The organism is uncultured Roseibium sp. (assembly GCF_963675095.2).
Taxonomy (GTDB): domain Bacteria; phylum Pseudomonadota; class Alphaproteobacteria; order Rhizobiales; family Stappiaceae; genus Roseibium.
This window is the reverse complement of the sequence record NZ_CAXXSJ010000034.1, coordinates 80,044-97,482: the sequence shown is the minus strand read 5'-3', so window position 1 is coordinate 97,482 and position 17,439 is coordinate 80,044. Positions and strand designations below refer to the sequence as shown.

The 17,439-nt window shown below is 62.1% G+C and carries 14 protein-coding genes and 2 pseudogenes; 11 read left to right on the top strand and 5 right to left on the bottom strand.

Annotation, left to right across the window (positions count from 1 at the left end; genetic code table 11):
- Window positions 1-8 precede the first annotated feature (8 nt).
- Window positions 9-479: a YbaK/EbsC family protein gene (locus ABIN98_RS13650; protein WP_346910752.1), complete on the bottom strand. Its 471-nt coding sequence runs from the start codon at window positions 477-479 to the stop codon at window positions 9-11.
- Between the two features lie 155 nt (window positions 480-634).
- On the opposite strand from ABIN98_RS13650, the gene ABIN98_RS13645 reads away from it, so the two are divergent.
- Window positions 635-859, top strand: a complete 225-nt coding sequence (locus ABIN98_RS13645) for a hypothetical protein (RefSeq protein ID WP_346910750.1) — start codon at window positions 635-637, stop codon at window positions 857-859.
- 51 nt (window positions 860-910) lie between these two features.
- Here the strand turns inward: ABIN98_RS13645 and ABIN98_RS13640 are convergent, their stop codons facing one another.
- Window positions 911-2,071, bottom strand: a complete 1,161-nt coding sequence (locus ABIN98_RS13640) for an FAD-binding oxidoreductase (protein ID WP_346910748.1) — start codon at window positions 2,069-2,071, stop codon at window positions 911-913.
- Window positions 2,072-2,127: 56 nt separating this feature from the next.
- Here ABIN98_RS13640 and ABIN98_RS13635 point away from each other — a divergent pair, with 56 nt between their 5' ends.
- The 3 genes from ABIN98_RS13635 (at window position 2,128) to ABIN98_RS13625 (ending at window position 3,280) form a co-directional block, all read left to right on the top strand.
- A complete protein-coding gene (locus ABIN98_RS13635; protein WP_394701500.1) occupies window positions 2,128-2,733 on the top strand; it encodes a tRNA (5-methylaminomethyl-2-thiouridine)(34)-methyltransferase MnmD in 606 nt (201 codons plus the stop codon).
- Complete coding sequence (locus tag ABIN98_RS13630) at window positions 2,712-2,888, top strand: MnmC family methyltransferase (RefSeq protein ID WP_394701498.1); 177 nt, start codon at window positions 2,712-2,714, stop codon at window positions 2,886-2,888. The genes ABIN98_RS13635 and ABIN98_RS13630 overlap by 22 nt, the downstream gene beginning before the upstream one ends.
- 83 nt (window positions 2,889-2,971) lie before the next feature.
- Complete coding sequence (locus ABIN98_RS13625) at window positions 2,972-3,280, top strand: EthD family reductase (protein WP_346910746.1); 309 nt, start codon at window positions 2,972-2,974, stop codon at window positions 3,278-3,280.
- Window positions 3,281-3,288: 8 nt separating this feature from the next.
- On the opposite strand, the gene ABIN98_RS13620 is transcribed toward ABIN98_RS13625, so the two are convergent.
- The 3 genes from ABIN98_RS13620 to ABIN98_RS13610 form a co-directional block, all read right to left on the bottom strand.
- Window positions 3,289-6,552 carry a P-loop NTPase fold protein gene (locus ABIN98_RS13620; protein WP_346910744.1) on the bottom strand — a complete coding sequence of 1,088 codons (3,264 nt, stop codon included), beginning with the start codon at window positions 6,550-6,552 and terminating at the stop codon, window positions 3,289-3,291.
- 657 nt (window positions 6,553-7,209) lie between these two features.
- Window positions 7,210-7,962, bottom strand: a complete 753-nt coding sequence (locus tag ABIN98_RS13615) for an SDR family oxidoreductase (protein ID WP_346910742.1) — start codon at window positions 7,960-7,962, stop codon at window positions 7,210-7,212.
- Window positions 7,963-8,069: 107 nt separating this feature from the next.
- Complete coding sequence (locus ABIN98_RS13610; RefSeq protein ID WP_346910741.1) at window positions 8,070-9,029, bottom strand: DMT family transporter; 960 nt, start codon at window positions 9,027-9,029, stop codon at window positions 8,070-8,072.
- Window positions 9,030-9,104: 75 nt separating this feature from the next.
- On the opposite strand from ABIN98_RS13610, the gene ABIN98_RS13605 reads away from it, so the two are divergent.
- The 7 genes and pseudogenes from ABIN98_RS13605 to ABIN98_RS13575 all read left to right on the top strand — a co-directional run bounded on the left by ABIN98_RS13605 (window position 9,105) and on the right by ABIN98_RS13575 (window position 17,438).
- On the top strand, window positions 9,105-10,499 hold the full coding sequence (locus ABIN98_RS13605) for a PLP-dependent aminotransferase family protein (RefSeq protein WP_346910740.1): 1,395 nt from the start codon (window positions 9,105-9,107) through the stop codon (window positions 10,497-10,499).
- Between the two features lie 154 nt (window positions 10,500-10,653).
- Window positions 10,654-12,234 carry an MHYT domain-containing protein gene (locus tag ABIN98_RS13600; RefSeq protein ID WP_346910739.1) on the top strand — a complete coding sequence of 527 codons (1,581 nt, stop codon included), beginning with the start codon at window positions 10,654-10,656 and terminating at the stop codon, window positions 12,232-12,234.
- Between the two features lie 275 nt (window positions 12,235-12,509).
- Window positions 12,510-13,376: a xanthine dehydrogenase family protein subunit M gene (locus tag ABIN98_RS13595; RefSeq protein WP_346910737.1), complete on the top strand. Its 867-nt coding sequence runs from the start codon at window positions 12,510-12,512 to the stop codon at window positions 13,374-13,376.
- A gap of 224 nt (window positions 13,377-13,600) precedes the next feature.
- Window positions 13,601-13,732: pseudogene (locus ABIN98_RS13590) on the top strand ((2Fe-2S)-binding protein); the annotation flags it as partial.
- An 85-nt stretch (window positions 13,733-13,817) separates the two neighbouring features.
- Window positions 13,818-13,904 (top strand): hypothetical protein, encoded by an 87-nt coding sequence (locus ABIN98_RS13585; RefSeq protein WP_394701497.1) that lies wholly within the window; start codon window positions 13,818-13,820, stop codon window positions 13,902-13,904.
- A gap of 19 nt (window positions 13,905-13,923) precedes the next feature.
- Window positions 13,924-16,359, top strand: a pseudogene (locus ABIN98_RS13580) (aerobic carbon-monoxide dehydrogenase large subunit).
- 197 nt (window positions 16,360-16,556) lie between these two features.
- Window positions 16,557-17,438, top strand: coding sequence for a MoxR family ATPase (locus ABIN98_RS13575; protein WP_346910735.1), 882 nt, complete (start codon window positions 16,557-16,559; stop codon window positions 17,436-17,438).
- The last annotated feature ends 1 nt before the right edge of the window (window position 17,439 follow it).

The window sequence follows — 17,439 nt, the reverse complement described above, 5'->3', positions numbered from 1 at the left end:
GGATCCGCTTATCCCGCCGGGTCTTGGCAGACGTCCACCCAGGTCGCGTTTGTGATCTCGGCCATCCGGTCGGGGCTGATGCGCACGGCCGCATTGGTGGCACCAGCCGCCGGGATCACCTCGTCGAAATCCTTCAGCGACACGTCGCAATAGACCTTCAGCGGGTTCGCCAGCCCGAACGGGCAGACGCCGCCGACCGGATGGCCGGTGATCTCTTCCACGTCCTCAAGGCCGAGCATCTTGACCTTACCGCCGAAGGCCGCCTTGGCCTTCTTGTTATCGAGCCTTGCATCGCCGCGGGCGACGACCAGAAACACGTCGTCCTTGAGCCGGAACGAGAGCGTCTTGGCGATTTGCGCGGGCTGCACGCCGTGGGCGGCCGCGGCCAGCTCGACGGTCGCGCTGCTTTCCGGCGTTTCCAGGACGTCAAGGTCGGGTGCCGCTTCGGACAAGTGGCGTCTTACGCTTTCGAGGCTCATGGGGGATCCTGATTTGGGAAGAAACGGAGCGGAAGAGAGCGCAGATATGATCAAATTTTTTCACCCTCTTCAACACGAGAAACCGGTCGAAGGGCCATGGTTCGATACAAAAAAACTAAATTTTAACCAATCGACTTAACCGACCCGAAATTCAAATGCGCAACAGTGGTCTTGTTGGAAATGGCGTACCGCCGGACAGAGTCGAGATGGTCAAGATCATGGCAACTTTAACGCTCCAGGCAGAGAAATTGGAACGCGCTCGACGCAACAGTAAAAGCGTCGGTACAGCGTTTCTCATTCTCAAAAACCTGCTTTTCTGGGGCTCCATTGGCCTGTCTTGCTACGGCATCTACAGCCTGATCGGTTATTTCGCCGGTTAGGCGTTTTCCGAATTCTTCCCGTAAATCTTCACTGCGCCGGCAACCGGGCGCTCAGGCGCAATCGGCGCGAAGGGCGTTGGCGCCGAAATGGTTTTCCGGCCTGAAACTGTCAGGCAGGGGAACAGCCGGTTCAGATCCCACGATCTCAGCCACCAGCGCGTCGGCGGCCAGATGGGCGATGCCGAAGGAAATCTTGTAACCCCCGGTCGCCGCATAGGTCCGCTCATGGCCAGGCAACAGGCCCAGAAGCGGGTCGCGCTTGTGACAGCGCGGCCGGATGCCCGCCCAGGAACCGATGACCTTGCGCCGGGCAAGGGCCGGACAAAAGGCGCGCGCGCGCTCAGCGAGCGCCTCCGCCTGTGTCTCGTCGGGCGCAGCATCTGAAAAGTCCCGCACTGCCGTCGAGCCGACCGCGACCGTGTGGTCGTCATGGGGAACCACGTAGAGCCCGTCGCAATAGACCGCCGGCATGGCCTCCAGACCGGAGCCTTCGATCAGTAACGCCTGGCCCTTCTCGCCGGAGCCGACCTGTTCGCCGGTCATCTCCGAAATCTTGTCGAACGCGGCATGACCGTTGGCCAGCACGACCTTATCAGCCAGAAGCGTGTCGCCATTGGCAAGGCGGATTTGGCTCTGCCCTTCGTCATAGCCGGCAAAGCCCTGTCCGATCAGGAGATCCGCGCGGTCCTTCAACGCGCCGGTCAGTGAGGCTACGACCGTATTCAGATAGGCCTGTGGCGCGACCCGGGCCGACAGGGTCTCATAGACGACGCCATAGGGGGCCGTCGCCGGGGTCAGCCAGGTGGAGTGGGTGTTCGGATCGTCGAGCTTGTAGGTAAAGCCCGTATCCGCGCTCTGCCACCGCGTCAGGCTTTCCTCCACCCGCAGTTTCTGGTGCAAGAGCTTGTCTTCGGAGGTGATCGGCATCACCCGGCCGCAGCGCCGGTAGCCGGTAGCCGACCCGGTTTCCGCCTCAAGCGCGCGGATATGGCCTTCAAGGGAGGTAAGCGCCTGGAACTGGAACGCCTTCTTGTCGTTCCAGCGCGCCGGCATATGCGGCATCAGGGCGCCGAGCACGCCGCCGCTCGCGCCGGCTCCGATGCGCTCAGATTCGATCAATGCCACCTTGAGCCCGGCCTTTGCGGCACTTCGGGCGACCGACAGACCGAAAATACCCCCGCCGATCACAGCAAGATCGTAACTGTTGGCCATGAGCCCCGCGCTCCCCTAAAACGTCTCTGAGTTATTGTGATCAAGGTTCTAATCCCATGGGCGAGCCCACGCAAAAGAAAACGCCGGGACAAATCGTAGCCCCTAGCCTGGACTGGCTGGAAGGTGAGGTGCCGCGGGCGGAGGCCTTTGACGACACTTATTTTTCCCGAGCCGGCGGACTGGAGGAAACCCGACACGTGTTTCTGGCCGGCAACGGTCTGCCCGACCGCTGGCAGGGACGGGAAAGCTTTGCCATCGCAGAATTCGGCTTCGGCACGGGGCTCAATTTCCTGACCACGCTGAAGGCGCTAAAGGCGCAGAAAACTCTGGAGAAAGGGGCGAACCCTCCACCCCTGACCTTCATCTCCTTCGAACTCTATCCGATGAGACGGGACCAGCTCGCCCGTGCCCTGAGCGTCTTTCCGGACTTGAAGGAAGAGGCGGCAGAGCTGACCACCCAATGGCAGCCGGTGCCCGGCTGGTCGAAGCTGACGTTTGCCTGCGCGGATCTCTGGCTCGGCATCGGCGATGCCCGCGACATGATCGCGGATCTTGGCCGGGCAGGCGAGGACACCCCGTCCGGCCCGGTAGACCGCCACCCTGGTATCTCGACGGTTTCAGCCCGGCGAAGAACCCGGAGCTGTGGGAAGAAGACCTGCTGAAATCGGCCTTTGATGTCACCACCGAAGGCGGCACCTTCGCCACCTACACCGCCGCCGGCTGGGTCCGCCGCAATCTGGCAAGTGCCGGCTTCACGGTAGAAAAGCAGAAAGGCTTTGCCGGCAAGCGGGAGATGGTCGCGGGGTGGAAGGGTTAGGTCAGTTCGGCGGGTGTGATTTGACCTTACGGCCGCCCAAGGGTTTAGTGGCGGATATTTTCCGCCAGGCTTGGGAGGACGGCATGGCAATGACGCTGCAGGTACTTTATCCACTCGGACCGGACACCACCTTCGATTACGACTATTACGCCAAAAAGCATTTCCCGATCGTCCAGGACGCCATGGGCGCTTTCATCTCCTCCGTGCACGTGGTCAGGGGACTGGCCGGCGGGACGGGCACGGCTCCGGAATTCCACGCCATCGCAACCATGAATTTCGAAACCCAGGAAGCCCTTGAAAGCGCCCTGAAGGCCTCGGGCCCCGCTTTGGCAGACATCCCCAACTTCACCAACGTCCAGCCGCAAATGCTGATCGGCGAGACGCTGGATTAGGGAGGGCTTCATTCGATAGGTGTCAGGCGGCGGAGCCAGTTTCTCGCTGTTGTGTCGATCCGTGCCGGGGAAGGCACACCCTTTTTGGTAGCGAACGGATCGCCCCGGAGCAGGGGAACCAGTCCGGGGATCTTCAAGAGGGCCGCGATCGCCTTCTGTTCATCGCTCGCCTCGTCATCCAGCAGTGGAAGCTCGATGGTCTTTTCGGTGCCGGAGTTCTCGATCGCTTCAAAAAGTGTGGCTGACAGCATGTCATTCTTGACGAGCTGGTGCCACACTTGGGGGTACTCGGACATGATGACGACCCAGATCACCATCTGCTTCCACTTGTCCGATCCAAGTGCGACCCCGTTGGTGGACTGGGCGCTGGCCTGATAGGCGCCGACCATATTGACTATCCTCTTGATCCGGCGCGGATTGCCGGGAAGGTAATCTTTCAGGGGACTGAGGCCGTGCCTGCGGATTTCGGCTTCCGCGGATCGGGCAGTCGCCGCACGCAGCATGCTCTCCCGGTTGAGAATTGACTGTGTTGCCTTTCGCAGGTCTTCCTGCTTTTCGGGAGCGGCTTTGGAAATCCGCTCCTCGATCCGGGTTTGGCTGCGCTGAACGGCTGCAGATTGTTCGGCGATCTTGTCAGCCGAGGCGAGTTCGTCCCGGATCTCCTTCTGGATTTCTTTTAGTTCCTGAACCTGTTCCCGCTCTTCCGGCACCTGGGCGTCTTTTCCGGCTTGCAGGATCTCTGTCAGGTAGGCCTCACGCGTATCCTCATCCGCTTCCGGCAGCACGAAGGAAAGCTGGATTGCCTTTTCCGCAAACCGCCCACCAAAAGTGACCTGCGTGTCCTTGTGAACGTCGGCCATCTCCTTGTAGACCTTGGCGAAGGCGGTCTCGATCCAGTCCTTGTCGCCGAGCAAAACGAACACCACCCGCGGTGAACGGAAGATCGTAAGGAGGCCCCTGACCAGTTCGACCACATATTTCGGCGAACAGCGGTCAAGATCGTCGACGATGACCATCACCGGATCACCGAGCTGCTCGGTGAACCAGGAAAAATGCCGGCGGAATTTCTGGATCGGATCGGCAACGCCCAGCGATGACGCATTGGCGGATTTTCCGGCGCTTTCGACGATGGTCTTCACACCGGACTTGAAGGCATTGATCACGGCGAGGCCCGCACCGCCGGTGGCCGCTACCCCGAGCAATGCCTTGATCAGGGGAACATACTGATTGGGGCCCCCATTGCCGCTTCCCGAACTCGGCGGCGGTGTCGACAGGTTCCGATACCATTCCGTGCCGCTGGCCCAGTAGATAAGCCCGGCGACGACGGCGAGCACCAGCAGGGTCCGCGCCATTTCAGGAGTAGCCACGCGCCAGATGATTTCGGTGATCTGGAACCGGCACCAGGCAAACGCTCTTTGAAGACCGCGCCAAGGCATCACGCCGCTGTAACGTCCGGGCTCGAACAGGGTCTCGCGAAGGCACTGGCGGCGGATCGTGCCGTAGAAGTTCCACCAGGGCGGGCTGACATGCTCGTTCTGCCAGGCGTTGAAGTCGATAACGAACCAGCGCCGTTTTGAAAATTCCGGGTCCCAGTAACGCGGATCCTTCAGCGGCAGACCATCAAGCAGCGTCTTTTTGGTCTTCTCTTTGTCATCCGGATCGTCGCCGTGGCCGACCGGATTGAGGATGCGGGCGAGGAAATTTGCGAAGGTGGTTTTGCCGCCGCCCCAGGGCGCATCGATATGGAGGATGAAGGCGGCGTCGTCCGGCTCCTTCGTGCGGCGGTTGAAACGTTCAAAATGCAGCCAGTCCAGGACCTTGCGCAGACGGCTCTTGTCACCCTGTCCCGAAGTCTGGCTGGCCCAGATCCGGTTGACATGAGCGGCAAGCGCGAAGGCGAGCGAGGCCCGGTTCAGAAGATCCTTCGCCGTCTCGGGCCGGTCCGAGACGAAATCGGTGTCGTGGGTTTCGGTGATGCGAGGCTGGACAGGTTCAGGGGCATCCGGGTCATATGGGTTATTGCCGAGAGAGTTATCGGATTCCTCAGGTAACAGCTCCGGCCAGTCCTGTTCGCGAAGGTAATCCCGTAGTCGGGCGACTTCCTCTGACTTGAGACTAAGAACAGCCCCGCGCCAGTTGCGGCGGGTGATGCCGGCGCCATCGATGACCTGATCGCGGGGTAAGGGATTGTTATTGTCGAAATACCGGACCTCTGTCGGAAACCGCAGGATACCGTCCTCGTCTTCTGTCTCGGTCGAGAGGATGGTCCCCAGTCCGACCAGTCCGCCCCGGTCGTTGCGATTGTCCGGGTCTATGGCGCGCCAGTAGATAACAGGATCCCCGGCTCTCATCTTTGTCTGCAACGCCTTGCCGGATTTCCAGCGCAATGTGGACCCGGGAACCGCCTCCGCCGTCCACCGCGCGACCCAGTCGTTCGGGGTAAACTGGAGGATCCAGGCATTGGGGAACGTAGAGTAGTGGATGTCTTCTACATCGCCGGGGATGGAATGCGATGTAGCGGAAGTCGGCGCTGTGCTCGCTTGTGGTTCAGCGTCATGAATAAGAAGTGTATTTCCATGCCGGTCTTGTAAAGTATTATCATGGCGATCTCTGATTTCTTGGTCCGGATATTGCCTCCGAAGCTCCGCTATCCGAGCCTCAATCGCTTCCGGCCCGTCCTTGTTGTAGATCGCCGATAACTCGTTGATCGTCCAGTTGACCAACTTCGGCCCTTCGCGCCACATCGGCTCCGGCAGCGTCACTCGTGCGCTCGCGAGCGCCTCATCCTCCGGCGGACGGCCCATGAGCCGGTCTTCGTACCAGTTGGTCCACACGTCCCATGCTTCACCACGGGAGAGGAGTTGGGATTTCAGTTCTTCCCAATATTTTGCGAAGTCATCCGGCATCTGACCATTGGGCCAGAGGGGAAGAGAAGCGAGGTCTTGCGCGGTCCTGTCATCGTCGATGAAGCGTAAGTCCGCGAAGAGCGCCGCAATTTCTGATGCGGACGTGGAAATGGCGTAGGTCGCAGCATCTGCCGCATCTGCGACAGTTTTTACTCTCGCGTCATCGGGGTAGATTGCATAGACCGTTGCCGATGCGGCGGCAGCGGTCGCATAGACGGCCGCGGTCGTATTTTCGTCTGTCGCGGTGGCTGCATTGGCAGCTGCATTTGAAGCGTCGTCGGCGGCAATTGCGAGCCGAATCTGCTGATTTTCCGGCAAGGCGGAAAAAGTAAATGCCAGGGCGTCGGCGCGAAACGTGGACGGCAAAATGCTCCGTTCAAAATCTTTCGTATCAGAAACTCGTACCAGACTTGGCAGCATCCTGAGAGCGCAGCGTGCTGCAATCGCCACAGACACCTCGGGTGGCTGTTCCCTCAGCCACGCTTCCAGCTCGTCCCTATCGAATTCTTCCGGTGCTGCGACCACGTGCCGTCCTCCCCCGTCACAGCTTATGCGGGAGCGGTGGCCTCATGCAATATGGAGTGGGATGCGGCCATACTCAGCCGTCATTCCAGACCAGTGAGGCGTAAGCCGAACGCCGATCTGGAATCCCGAAATCATTCACGCCGCAGGCGTGTCCGCAACTTTGGAAAAAGGCGCGGGCGGGCGCCCGCAGCTGATGCGCTGGATCCCGGATCTGCGACGCGGGCGCTGCCCACGCTTGTCCGGGATGACCTCAACAGGATGGTTGGGAGTCGCGCCTTGTTTCCCTCTCCCTCCTTGAGGGGGAGATGTCACCGAAGGTGATAGAGGGGGGTAACGATGTGAGCGTCACATTCCGGCGCTGCGATATGTCTTGAGGCCCAATACCCCCCTCTGTCCGCTGACGCGGACATCTCCCCCTCATGGGGGGAGACGGGTGCAAGTGGGAACTCTGATAACAACTCACACAACAGAGCCGAGGGCGAGGCGAAAAAACCCGCCTCAACCCCGTCCGATAAACGGCATCTTGGTCGCCATGATGGTCATGAACTGGACGTTGGCCGACAGCGGCAGGTCGGACATCTGGAGGACCGCGTCGGCGACGTGCTGAACGTCCATGACCGGTTCCGGCATCATGGGGCCGTTGGCCTGGGGCAGGCCTTTCTGGAAATGCTCGGTCATCTCCGAGGCCGCGTTGCCGATGTCGATCTGGCCGCAGGCAATGTCGAAGGCCCGGCCGTCGAGGGAGAGCGTGCGGGTCAGGCCGGTGATGGCGTGCTTGGTCGCCGTGTAGGGCACGGAGCCCGGCCGCGGCACGTGGGCGGAGATCGAGCCGTTGTTGATGATCCGCCCGCCCTGCGGGTCCTGGTGGCGCATCATGCCGAAGGCGCCGCGGGCAATCAGGAACGCGCCGTGCAGGTTGACGTTCAAAACTGTCAGCCACTCGTCCACGCTGAGCTCGTCGATCGGCTTGGCCGGCACGTTGTTGCCCGCATTGTTGAAGCAGACGTCGAGCCGGCCGTATGTATCCTTGATGGCGGCAAACAGGACATCGACCTGACCTGCGTCGGAGACATCACAGGAGACGCACAGCGCCTGGCCTTCTTTGGCACTGGCGGCAACTTCCTTCAGGCGGTCTTCGCGCCGCCCGGTCAGAATGACCTTGGCCCCTGCCTTCAGAAAGGTTTCCGCCGTCCTTCGCCCGATCCCCGAACTCGCGCCGGTAACCAGAACCACCTTGTCCGCCACTGCCATGACTATCCCTCCGCTTTCCGGTCCTCAGTAAGACCGGTTCGGCGCAAAGACTATGTGCCGGAAAAGGACGGAGCAAGCCGGTATCGCCGTTTCGGGTACGCCTGCCGTCAGGTTCCGGCCGGAGCGGTCTCGGATGCGGCCTGCTTGCGGGCTCCGGCGTAGATCAGCCCGTAAAGGCTGGTCGCGACGATGATAAAGGCGACGATCTGATAGGTGGCGATCGTCTCGTTCATGAACACAACGGCCAGCACCATGGTCACCGCCGGCCAGGGTGCGGTGATCGAACTGGCGAGGGACACGTCGATGTGGCGCATGGCATGGAACCAGACGATCAGCTCCAGATAATAGATCGCGCCCATGGCTATGGCGAAGAGCTGGAAATCCGGGTTGAAGAGATCCGCCAGCGGCATGGCCCCCTGAGGTTGCACGAGAAGCAGGGCGCCGAGGAAGACCGATGACACCGTGACCCGGAAAAAGGTGATCTGTGCCGGGGTGATCGGCGAACTGCCCAGCACTTCCCTTAAAATGACATGGGCGACGCTCCAAAGGAACGGCACGGTCAGTGCGAACAGGATCCAGACCGACAGGCCCTCGATCCGCCAGGTGCCACCGGTCGCGAGATAGGCGATCGCCGCCAGCAGGGCGAAGGTGAACACCAGTTCCAGCGCCGTCTTTCGCCGCTTCAGGAACAGGGCCTCCCAGAGGATCGCGAACAGCGGGTAGCTCTGGATCGCGATGGCCGCGCCGACGGCCCCGGCCTTTTCGACGGCCAGAACATAGGCATAGGTCGACAGGCCGAAGATGGCACCGGTCGCGAGAACGACTGTCAGCGTCCGGCGTTTTATCCTGCGCGGGACCGTTGCGGCGAAAAGGCCCGGATCGGCGGAGGCCAGTTCACGTAGAAACAAGGGCAGGGCGAAGACGAACTGCCAGGCGCTGAGCAGAAACGCGAAGCTGAGCGCATCGATCTGCGCGGGCCGGCTGTTGGAGACGATCGGCATGACCCCTAAGATCATCAGGCACATCAGGGCGAGCGATATCCCGGTTTTCGGGTCGTTCCTACGCATCAATTCACTCCATAAATCAATACAATTCCCTAAATTGCATTGACAATTGATATGATCAATCGAAACATTATCCTCATGACAATTTGGCAGCCCCCCCTTGAAGGCCGGTCCGGGCCGAAATTCCGTCAGATTTCCGATGCCATTGGCGAGGCGGCGCGGGATGGGGGCTTGCGCCCCGGCGAACGGCTGCCGCCGCAGCGGGATCTGGCCTATCTGCTCGGCGTGTCACTCAACACCGTCAGCCGCGCCTATGCGGATGCCATCGACCGGGGCTTCGTGAAGGGTGAGGTCGGCCGGGGGACTTATGTCCGCGGATCCGGCCCCATTCCGTTCGCCGGGCAGGCGGCCGGCCTGAAACGGGAGGGGGCGGGACCGATCGACTTCTCGCTCAACCTGCCTGCCCCGGGTCATGCGGACCGGGAACTGGCCAGAACCCTGAAGGACCTGTCGGAAACCGACGGGCTTGCCGCCTTCCTCGACTATGACATGTTTGCCACCTCCGACCGTCACGCGGCGGCGGCAGTAAGCTGGCTGCGCAGGACCGGACTGGACGCGCGGGCCGAGGGCATCGTCTTCACCTCCGGCGCCCAGCACGGGCTGCTGGTCGCCCTGATGGCGACCCTGCGGCCCGGAGACGTGCTCTTCACCGATGAACTCACCTATGCGCCGATCAAGGCGCTGGCGCACCGGCTGGACCTGAAGCTGCGCCCGGTGGCGTCGGAAGGCGGCACGATGAGCCCCGACGCACTGGACGCGGCCTGCAGGGGCGTTGCCGGCAAGGCGGTTTATTGCATGCCGACCCTGCACACACCGACCACGGCGACCATGAACAATGACCGACGGGCCGCCCTGGCAGAGGTCGCGGAGAGGCACGACCTGACGCTGATCGAGGACGATGTCTTCGGCTTCCTTCCCGTGGACCGGCCTCCGCCCTTGGCCAAACTCGCCCCCGAACGCACGATCTACATCGGCAGCGCCTCGAAAAGCCTGGCGCCGGGCCTGCGTGTCGGCTTCCTGCATGCTGCGGCTGGACGGATTGCCGACCTGCGTTCCGCGGTCAACCTGACAAGCTGGATGTCGCCGCCGCTGATGACGGAAATCGCCTGCCGCTGGATCGAGGACGGGACGGCGGACCGGCTCAACGACTTTCAGCGCTCCGAGGCAATGCAACGGCAGGCGATGGCGCGGGACCTGCTGCCTGAGGGGTGTTTGCAAGCCGATCCTTGCGGCTTCCATGTCTGGCTGACGCTGCCGGAGGAATGGCATGCGGATGTGTTCCGCATGGAGGCCGAACGCCGCGGCGTGAAAGTAATGGTCGGCGGCGCCTTTGCCATCCGTCCCGGGGACGCGCCGAACGCGCTCCGCCTGTGTCTCAGCCACGAGCGGGATCGGCAGCGCGTCCGCCAAGGGCTTGAGATCGTGGCGGAGCTTATGGAAGACAGAAGTGAGACCGGCGCGCTGATCTTGTGAAGCGCAATCGGTGGTCGGTGATGACGGCTTGGATATTTCCGGCGGATCGCTTATCTTTCATGACAAGATCGCGTTGCCCGGAGAGGACCGGGCAGATGGATCGCCGGTTCGCCTTGGGTTGAGGAAGAGCCGGCTGGAGGGAGGAAGGCCGTAGATGACCGTTGCGCACGAGCCGTGGCTCGTCGTGCTGTCCCTGATCGTTGCATTTCAGGGGAGTTTTGTCGGGCTGAGCCTTGGGGTTCAGGTCACCGACGCGGTCGATCCGCGGCGGCGGTTCCTCTTGGCGAGTGCCGCGCTCACCCTTGCCCTTGCCATCTGGTCCATGCATTTCGTCGGCATGCTGGCCGCCCGGTTGCCGGTGGTGGTCGATTTCCTGGTTCTGCCGACGCTCCTGTCCTTTCTTGTCTGTGTGCTCGTGGTCGGGGTCGCCGTTTTTGCCGCCAGCAACGGGCCGCTGACGGCGGTGCGTCTCGGCCTGTCCGCGCTCGTCATGGGGGCAGGCATCTGCACCATGCATTATCTGGGCATGTATGCCCTCCATGCCTCCTCGCGGATGGTGCACGATCCAACCTATGTGGTGGCAAGTTTTCTGGTTGCCTTCAACGCAGCGGGACTGGCGCTGTGGCTGAGCTTCGGTTCCGGCAAACGCCCGCCGATCGTCGTCTCGGCCGCGGTCCTGGCTCTGGCGATCTCCGCCATGCACTACACCGCCATGGCCGGCATGCTGATCTTCCCGCGCACCGAGGGCGTGGCCTTCACCGCGCCTGCGGTCACGCCCGGAACGCTGGCGATCATCGTCGCCTGTGTCGCCTTCCTGGTCTCGGGCCTGTTCCTGCTGACGCTGGTCCCGGATAGTCAGCGCACGACCGGCACGGCGCAGCCGGACACGGGAGGCAACAGTCCGTCATGGCCCGCCGAAACCGGGCAGGGGACAGGCGTTCTGTCCGGCTTGAATGCGAGGCTTCAGGAAGCCGGTGCCATGGAGGGCCTTATTCAACCGGCAGACGGCGGTGAAGGTGCGCCCAAGCGGGCCGCCGGGCTTCAGGCCGCCCCGTCGCAACGGTCGGTGTCAGCACATGTCAGCCGCGGGCTACCCGTGGAACGGGACGGGGCCAAGAGCATGGTCAATACCTCCGACATCGTCGCGGTCCATGCGGACGCCCATTACACCCAGCTCTTCGACGGCACACGCAACCATTTCTGCCCGCTCGCCATCAGCGAGGTCGAACAGCAGCTCGACCCGAAGACCTTCAGCCGGGTTCACCGCAGCCATATCGTCAACCTGACCCGGGTTTCCAGCTACAAGCGCTCCGGCGACGGCGGCGTGCTGACCATGGAAGGCGAAGACCGCCATTGCGTACCGGTCAGCCGGTCCCGCTGGACCCAGGTGAAGACGCGGCTCGCAGAACAGACCACCGAAGCACCGATGGCGTTTTCGACGGCGGCTTGCGGAGTAGGCTTTCGCGGCTGTTTCTGTTTCCTTGTCGCTTCGGAACTTCCCGTTTTACCGAAAGGCGGTATGCGCGAGGACACGTTAAACGTGTTGCTGCGCTGCCCATTCCCGACTTTGCGGGTTTCTGAAGGTTATCTGCACGAAATACGGATACCAAAGCCGAAAAGCAGGGCGGGACGCTACGGAAGTCTCCCGCCTGAATGGCTTGAATCCCCGATTTTTCCGTCAGTCATAAAGTGCCTTTTTCGTCTGAAATGCCATGAAATGCGTCAATGTTCCTGACGTAATTCGTGCGGAAAAACGCGCATTCCGTGTAATTTCCCGGTGCTCCGTGCAGCGGTCGTTGTCATTGCACTGCACTGTTTCCCACCATGAGACAGGTTGTCGCGCTTCGGTGTGTTTTCGCATCGCAGGATGCGCCGAAACGGATGGGCGGCAGAAGCTCTGCCGCAAAGATCCGGTTTCGGGCCCCAGTTCCGGGAGATGACCGCAAAGACGAGGTCGGACAGCTGAGCGTGCGCGTTCTTGTGGTCCGTCGACTTGAGGGAGGAAATGACGTGATTCCCGGTGAATTCACCTATCACAGGCCGTCGACCGTGGCTGAGGCCGTGGCGATTCTGGCCAGCCATGGCGATGAGGCCCGTCCGCTTGCAGGCGGACACAGCATCATCCCCATGATGAAGCTGCGCATGGCGGCACCCGAACATCTGATCGACCTGAGCGGCGTCGCCGATCTGAAAGGGATCCGTGAAGAAGGCGGGGCGATCGTGATCGGCGCGATGACGACGCAGCACGAGCTGATCGCATCCGATCTTCTCAGCAACAAGCTGCCGATCATCCGCGAAACCTCGCTCCTGATCGCCGATCCGCAGATCCGCTACCTGGGCACCATCGGCGGCAACGTCGCCAACGGCGATCCGGGCAACGACATGCCGGCGCTGATGCAGTGCCTGAATGCGTCCTATCGGGTCGTCGGCCCGAATGGGGAACGCGACATCGCCGCCCGCGATTTCTACGAGGCAGCCTATTTCACGGCCCTTGCCCCGGAAGAACTGGTGACCGCCGTCAGCATTCCGGTGCCGCCGGCAGGCCACGGCTTTGCCTATGAGAAGCTGAAGCGCAAGGTCGGCGACTATGCCACCGCCGCTGCCGCAGTCGTGCTAACCATGTCCGGCGGGTCGGTGTCCTCCTGTTCCATTGCCCTGACCAATGTGGGCGACACGCCGCTTTATGCTGCCGACGCCTGCGGGATCCTCACCGGCTCCTCGTTGGATGCGGACACGGTGAACCGGGCGGTCGCCGCCGCCGAAGCCATCACCCGGCCGGCGTCCGACGGCCGTGGTCCGGCGGAATACCGCACCAAGATGGCCGGCGTAATGCTGCGCCGCGCGCTTGCCCGCGCCGCCGAACGCGCAAACGGTTGAGGGAGAGACCGAGAATGAGCGATATCGAACAAGTCCCGGTCACAACTCAAGGTGAATGGCGAAGAAGCAGTGCAGTTCGCTTCGCCGAGCCTCGGGACGCTTCTGATTCACACTTTCTGCGCGAGCGATCTCAATATCACCGGGCCTCATATCGGCTGTGAAACCTCTCATTGCGGGGCCTGCACCGTCGAACGATCAACGGCAAATCGGTGAAGTCCTGCACCATGTTCGTGGCACAGGCGAACGGCGCTGACGTCACCACCGTCGAAGGGCATGGGCAATGCCGACGACAACCTTTCACGCTGCTGCAGGAACGCCTTCAAGCCAGCATGCACGGGCTTCAGTGCGGGTTCTGCACGCCGGGGATGATCACCCGCGCGTCCAGGCTGCTCCTGAAGGAAAACCCGGAGCCCGACCGAGGAAGAGGAAATCCGCTTTGGCATGGCCGGCAACATCTGCCGCTGCACGGGTTACCAGAACATCGTGAAATCCATCCAGTGCGCGCCTGCGAAGCAGCAGATGACGTGACAGCCAAGGAGGCGGCGGAATGAAGGACATGAAGTCGACACGCGAAGAGCGCGTCGACGCGCTGGAGCGGAATGGGCTGCAAGCGCAAGCGCGTCGAGGACATCTCGCTTTACCCAGGGCAAGGGCAACTACGTCGACGATATTAAGCTGCCAGGCATGCTGTTCGGAGATTTCGTCCGCTCGCCCTATGCACATGCGCAAGGATCACCAATCGATCGACACATCCGCAAGGCAATTGAGCCGTGGACGGGCGTCATTGCCGTTCTGACGGCCGACGACCTGCAAGCCCGCTTGAACCTTGCACTGGATGCCGACACTGGCCGGCGACGTCCAGATGGTTCTGGCCGACGGCAAGGTGCTCTACCAGAACCAGGAAGTGGCCTTCGTCCTCGCCGAGGACCGCTACATCGCCGACGACGCGATCCAGCTGGTGGAAGTCGAATACGAGGAGCTGCCGGTTCTGGTCGACCCGTTCAAGTCCATGGACCCGGATGCCCCGGTGCTCCGCCCGGATCTGGAAGGCAAGACCGAGGGCGCTCACGGCCCGCGCAAGCACCACAACCATATCTTCACCTGGGAAGTGGGCGACGCGGAAGAAACCGACAAGGCCTTCAAGGACGCCGACGTCACCATCAAGGAACTGATCTCCTATCACCGCACCCATCCGTCGCCGCTGGAAACCTGCCAGGCCGTGGCGTCCATGGACAAGATCACCGGTGAGCTGACCGTCTGGGGCACGTTCCAGGCACCGCATGTCATCCGCACGGTCGCCTCGCTGCTGTCGACCATTCCGGAGCACAAGATCCATGTGATCGCGCCGGATATCGGCGGCGGCTTCGGCAACAAGGTGGGGGCCTATCCGGGTTACATCTGCGCGATCGTCGCCTCCATCGTCACCGGTCGTCCGGTGAAATGGGTCGAGGACCGCATGGAGAACCTCTCCACCACGTCCTTTGCCCGAGACTATCACATGACCGCCGAAATCGCGGCCAAGAGCGACGGCACGGTCACCGGCCTGAAGGTACACGTGCTGGCCGACCACGGCGGCTTCGACGCCTGTGCCGACCCGTCCAAGTGGCCGGCCGGTTTCTTCAACATCGTCCACGGGGTCCTATGACTTCCCGACCGCCCATCTGGCCGTCGACGGGGTCTACACCAACAAGGCTCCGGGCGGCGTCGCCTACCGCTGCTCCTTCCGCGTGACGGAAGCCGCCTACTGCATCGAGCGGGCCATGGATATCCTCGCCCAGAAGCTTGGCATGGACCCGGCGGATCTTCGCATCAAGAACTTCGTCAAGCCGGAGCAGTTTCCGTATCACTCGGCCCTTGGCTGGGAATACGACAGCGGCGACTATCACACGGCCATGCAGAGGCGATGGACACCATCGGCTATCGGCAACTGCGTGAGGAACAGAAGGCCAAACAGGAAGCCTTTAAGCGTGGCGAAACCCGTGAGATCATGGGCATCGGCATTTCGTTCTTCACCGAAATCGTCGGCGCCGGTCCGTCCAAGAACTGCGACATCCTCGGTGTCGCCATGTTCGACAGTGCGGAAATCCGCGTCCATCCGACCGGCTCCGTGATCTCGCGCATGGGCACCAAGTCCCAGGGGCAGGGCCACGAGACCACATGGGCACAGATCATCGCCACCGAGATCGGTATTCCGGCGGCCGACATCATGGTCGAGGAAGGCAACACGGATACCGCGCCTTATGGTCTGGGCACCTATGGCTCGCGGTCGACCCCGGTCGCCGGTGCCGCAATTGCCCTGGCCGCGCGCAAGATCCGCAACAAGGCGCAGATGATCGCCGCGCACATGCTGGAAGTGTCCGAATACGACCTCGAATGGGACGTGGACGGGTTCCAGGTGAAGGGCAATCCGGAAGCGCGCAAGTCGATGAAGGAAATTGCCTGGGCCGCCTACCACGCTCCGCCTCCGGGTATGGAGCCGGGCCTTGAGGCTGTGTCCTACTACGACCCGCCCAACATGACCTATCCCTTTGGCGCCTACTTCTGCGTCATGGACATCGACGTCGATACGGGTGTCTCCAAGATCCGCCGCTTCTACGCGCTGGATGACTGCGGCACCCGCATCAACCCGATGATCATCGAGGGTCAGGTGCACGGCGGTCTGACGGAAGGCTTCGCCATCGCCATGGGCCAGGAGATCCGTTACGACGAGATGGGCAACGTGATGGGCGCGTCCTTCATGGACTTCTTCCTGCCGACGGCGGTCGAAACCCCGCATTGGGAAACCGACTACACCGTCACCCCGAGCCCGCATCATCCGATCGGCGCCAAGGGTGTCGGCGAAAGCCCGAATGTCGGCAGCGTGCCAGCCTTCTCCAACGCCGTCAACGATGCCTTCGGCTTCCTGGGCAGCACCCATATCCAGATGCCGCACGACGCCTGGCGCGTCTGGCAGGCCGGCAAGGACCTGGGCGTCCAGGGTTAGGGCATGACCTGATCCGGGCACCCACAGCCCGGTGATCAGGAGCCGCTTGCCGAAACCGTTTGCTTTGGTCGGCAGGTCGGCAAGCGGCTCCTCTTCGAACGCGCCCGGCGGGGCAGGACAAATACGCTGAATCGGTCCTGAAAGGGCCGGGTGGACACGCATTTCCTGTGCACGTGGCGAAGGAACGAGAGGTCGCAATGACCCTGGACAAGAAAGAGTTGGCAAAAGCTCTCAGCGAGACCGGGTACGTCGCCGATGAAGGTCTGGCTACGGCTCTCGTTCTCACCGACCTTCTGAAGCGGCCGCTGCTCCTGGAGGGCGAGGCGGGCGTCGGCAAGACTGAAGTCGCCAAGGCCCTGGCCGATTTGTACGACACCAACCTGATCCGGCTTCAGTGCTATGAGGGTCTGGATCGCTCGGACGCCATCTACGAATGGAACTACCAGCGTCAGCTTCTCGCCATCAAGGCCCATGAGGGCTCCGGCGAAAGCGCCGACGAGGTCGAGGACGCGGTCTTTTCCGAAAAATATCTGCTGGAGCGGCCCCTGCTGGCGGCGATCCGCCAGGATAAGGCGCCGGTTCTGCTGATCGACGAGATCGATCGGGCCGATGAGGAATTCGAGGCCTTTCTCCTGGAAATCCTGTCCGACTTCCAGGTCTCCATTCCCGAAATGGGCACCATCGAGGCGAGGTCGATTCCCAAGGTGGTGCTGACCTCCAACGGCACGCGCGAACTCTCCGATGCCCTGCGTCGTCGCTGTCTCTATCATTATGTCGATTACCCGGAAACGGACCGGGAGGCCCGGATCCTGATGAGCCGGGTGGAAGGGCTCGATACGGCGCTGGCGCTCCAGATTGCCGAACTGATGGCGAAACTGCGCAAGGAGGACCTTGCCAAGGTTCCAGGCGTTGCCGAAACCATCGACTGGGCCGCCGCTCTCATCGGGCTCGGTACGAAGAACCTGCAGGAAGACCAGGAGTTGGTCTTCGAAACGCTCGGCTGTGTGCTCAAGACCCGCGAGGACCAGGCACGGGTGACGAAGGAAGTCACCGACCGGCTCCTGGGGAAGGTGGCCTGAG

Excerpts from the sequence above, each read along its gene's own strand:
- ABIN98_RS13650 (WP_346910752.1), bottom strand. The coding sequence starts at position 479 with ATGAGCCTCGAAAGCGTAAGACGCCACTTGTCCGAAGCGGCACCCGAC.
- ABIN98_RS13645 (WP_346910750.1), top strand. The coding sequence starts at position 635 with ATGCGCAACAGTGGTCTTGTTGGAAATGGCGTACCGCCGGACAGAGTC.
- ABIN98_RS13640 (WP_346910748.1), bottom strand. The coding sequence starts at position 2,071 with ATGGCCAACAGTTACGATCTTGCTGTGATCGGCGGGGGTATTTTCGGT.
- ABIN98_RS13635 (WP_394701500.1), top strand. The coding sequence starts at position 2,128 with ATGGGCGAGCCCACGCAAAAGAAAACGCCGGGACAAATCGTAGCCCCT.
- ABIN98_RS13625 (WP_346910746.1), top strand. The coding sequence starts at position 2,972 with ATGGCAATGACGCTGCAGGTACTTTATCCACTCGGACCGGACACCACC.
- ABIN98_RS13615 (WP_346910742.1), bottom strand. The coding sequence starts at position 7,962 with ATGGCAGTGGCGGACAAGGTGGTTCTGGTTACCGGCGCGAGTTCGGGG.
- ABIN98_RS13610 (WP_346910741.1), bottom strand. The coding sequence starts at position 9,029 with ATGCGTAGGAACGACCCGAAAACCGGGATATCGCTCGCCCTGATGTGC.
- ABIN98_RS13605 (WP_346910740.1), top strand. The coding sequence starts at position 9,105 with ATGACAATTTGGCAGCCCCCCCTTGAAGGCCGGTCCGGGCCGAAATTC.
- ABIN98_RS13600 (WP_346910739.1), top strand. The coding sequence starts at position 10,654 with ATGACCGTTGCGCACGAGCCGTGGCTCGTCGTGCTGTCCCTGATCGTT.
- ABIN98_RS13585 (WP_394701497.1), top strand. The coding sequence starts at position 13,818 with ATGGCCGGCAACATCTGCCGCTGCACGGGTTACCAGAACATCGTGAAA.
- ABIN98_RS13575 (WP_346910735.1), top strand. The coding sequence starts at position 16,557 with ATGACCCTGGACAAGAAAGAGTTGGCAAAAGCTCTCAGCGAGACCGGG.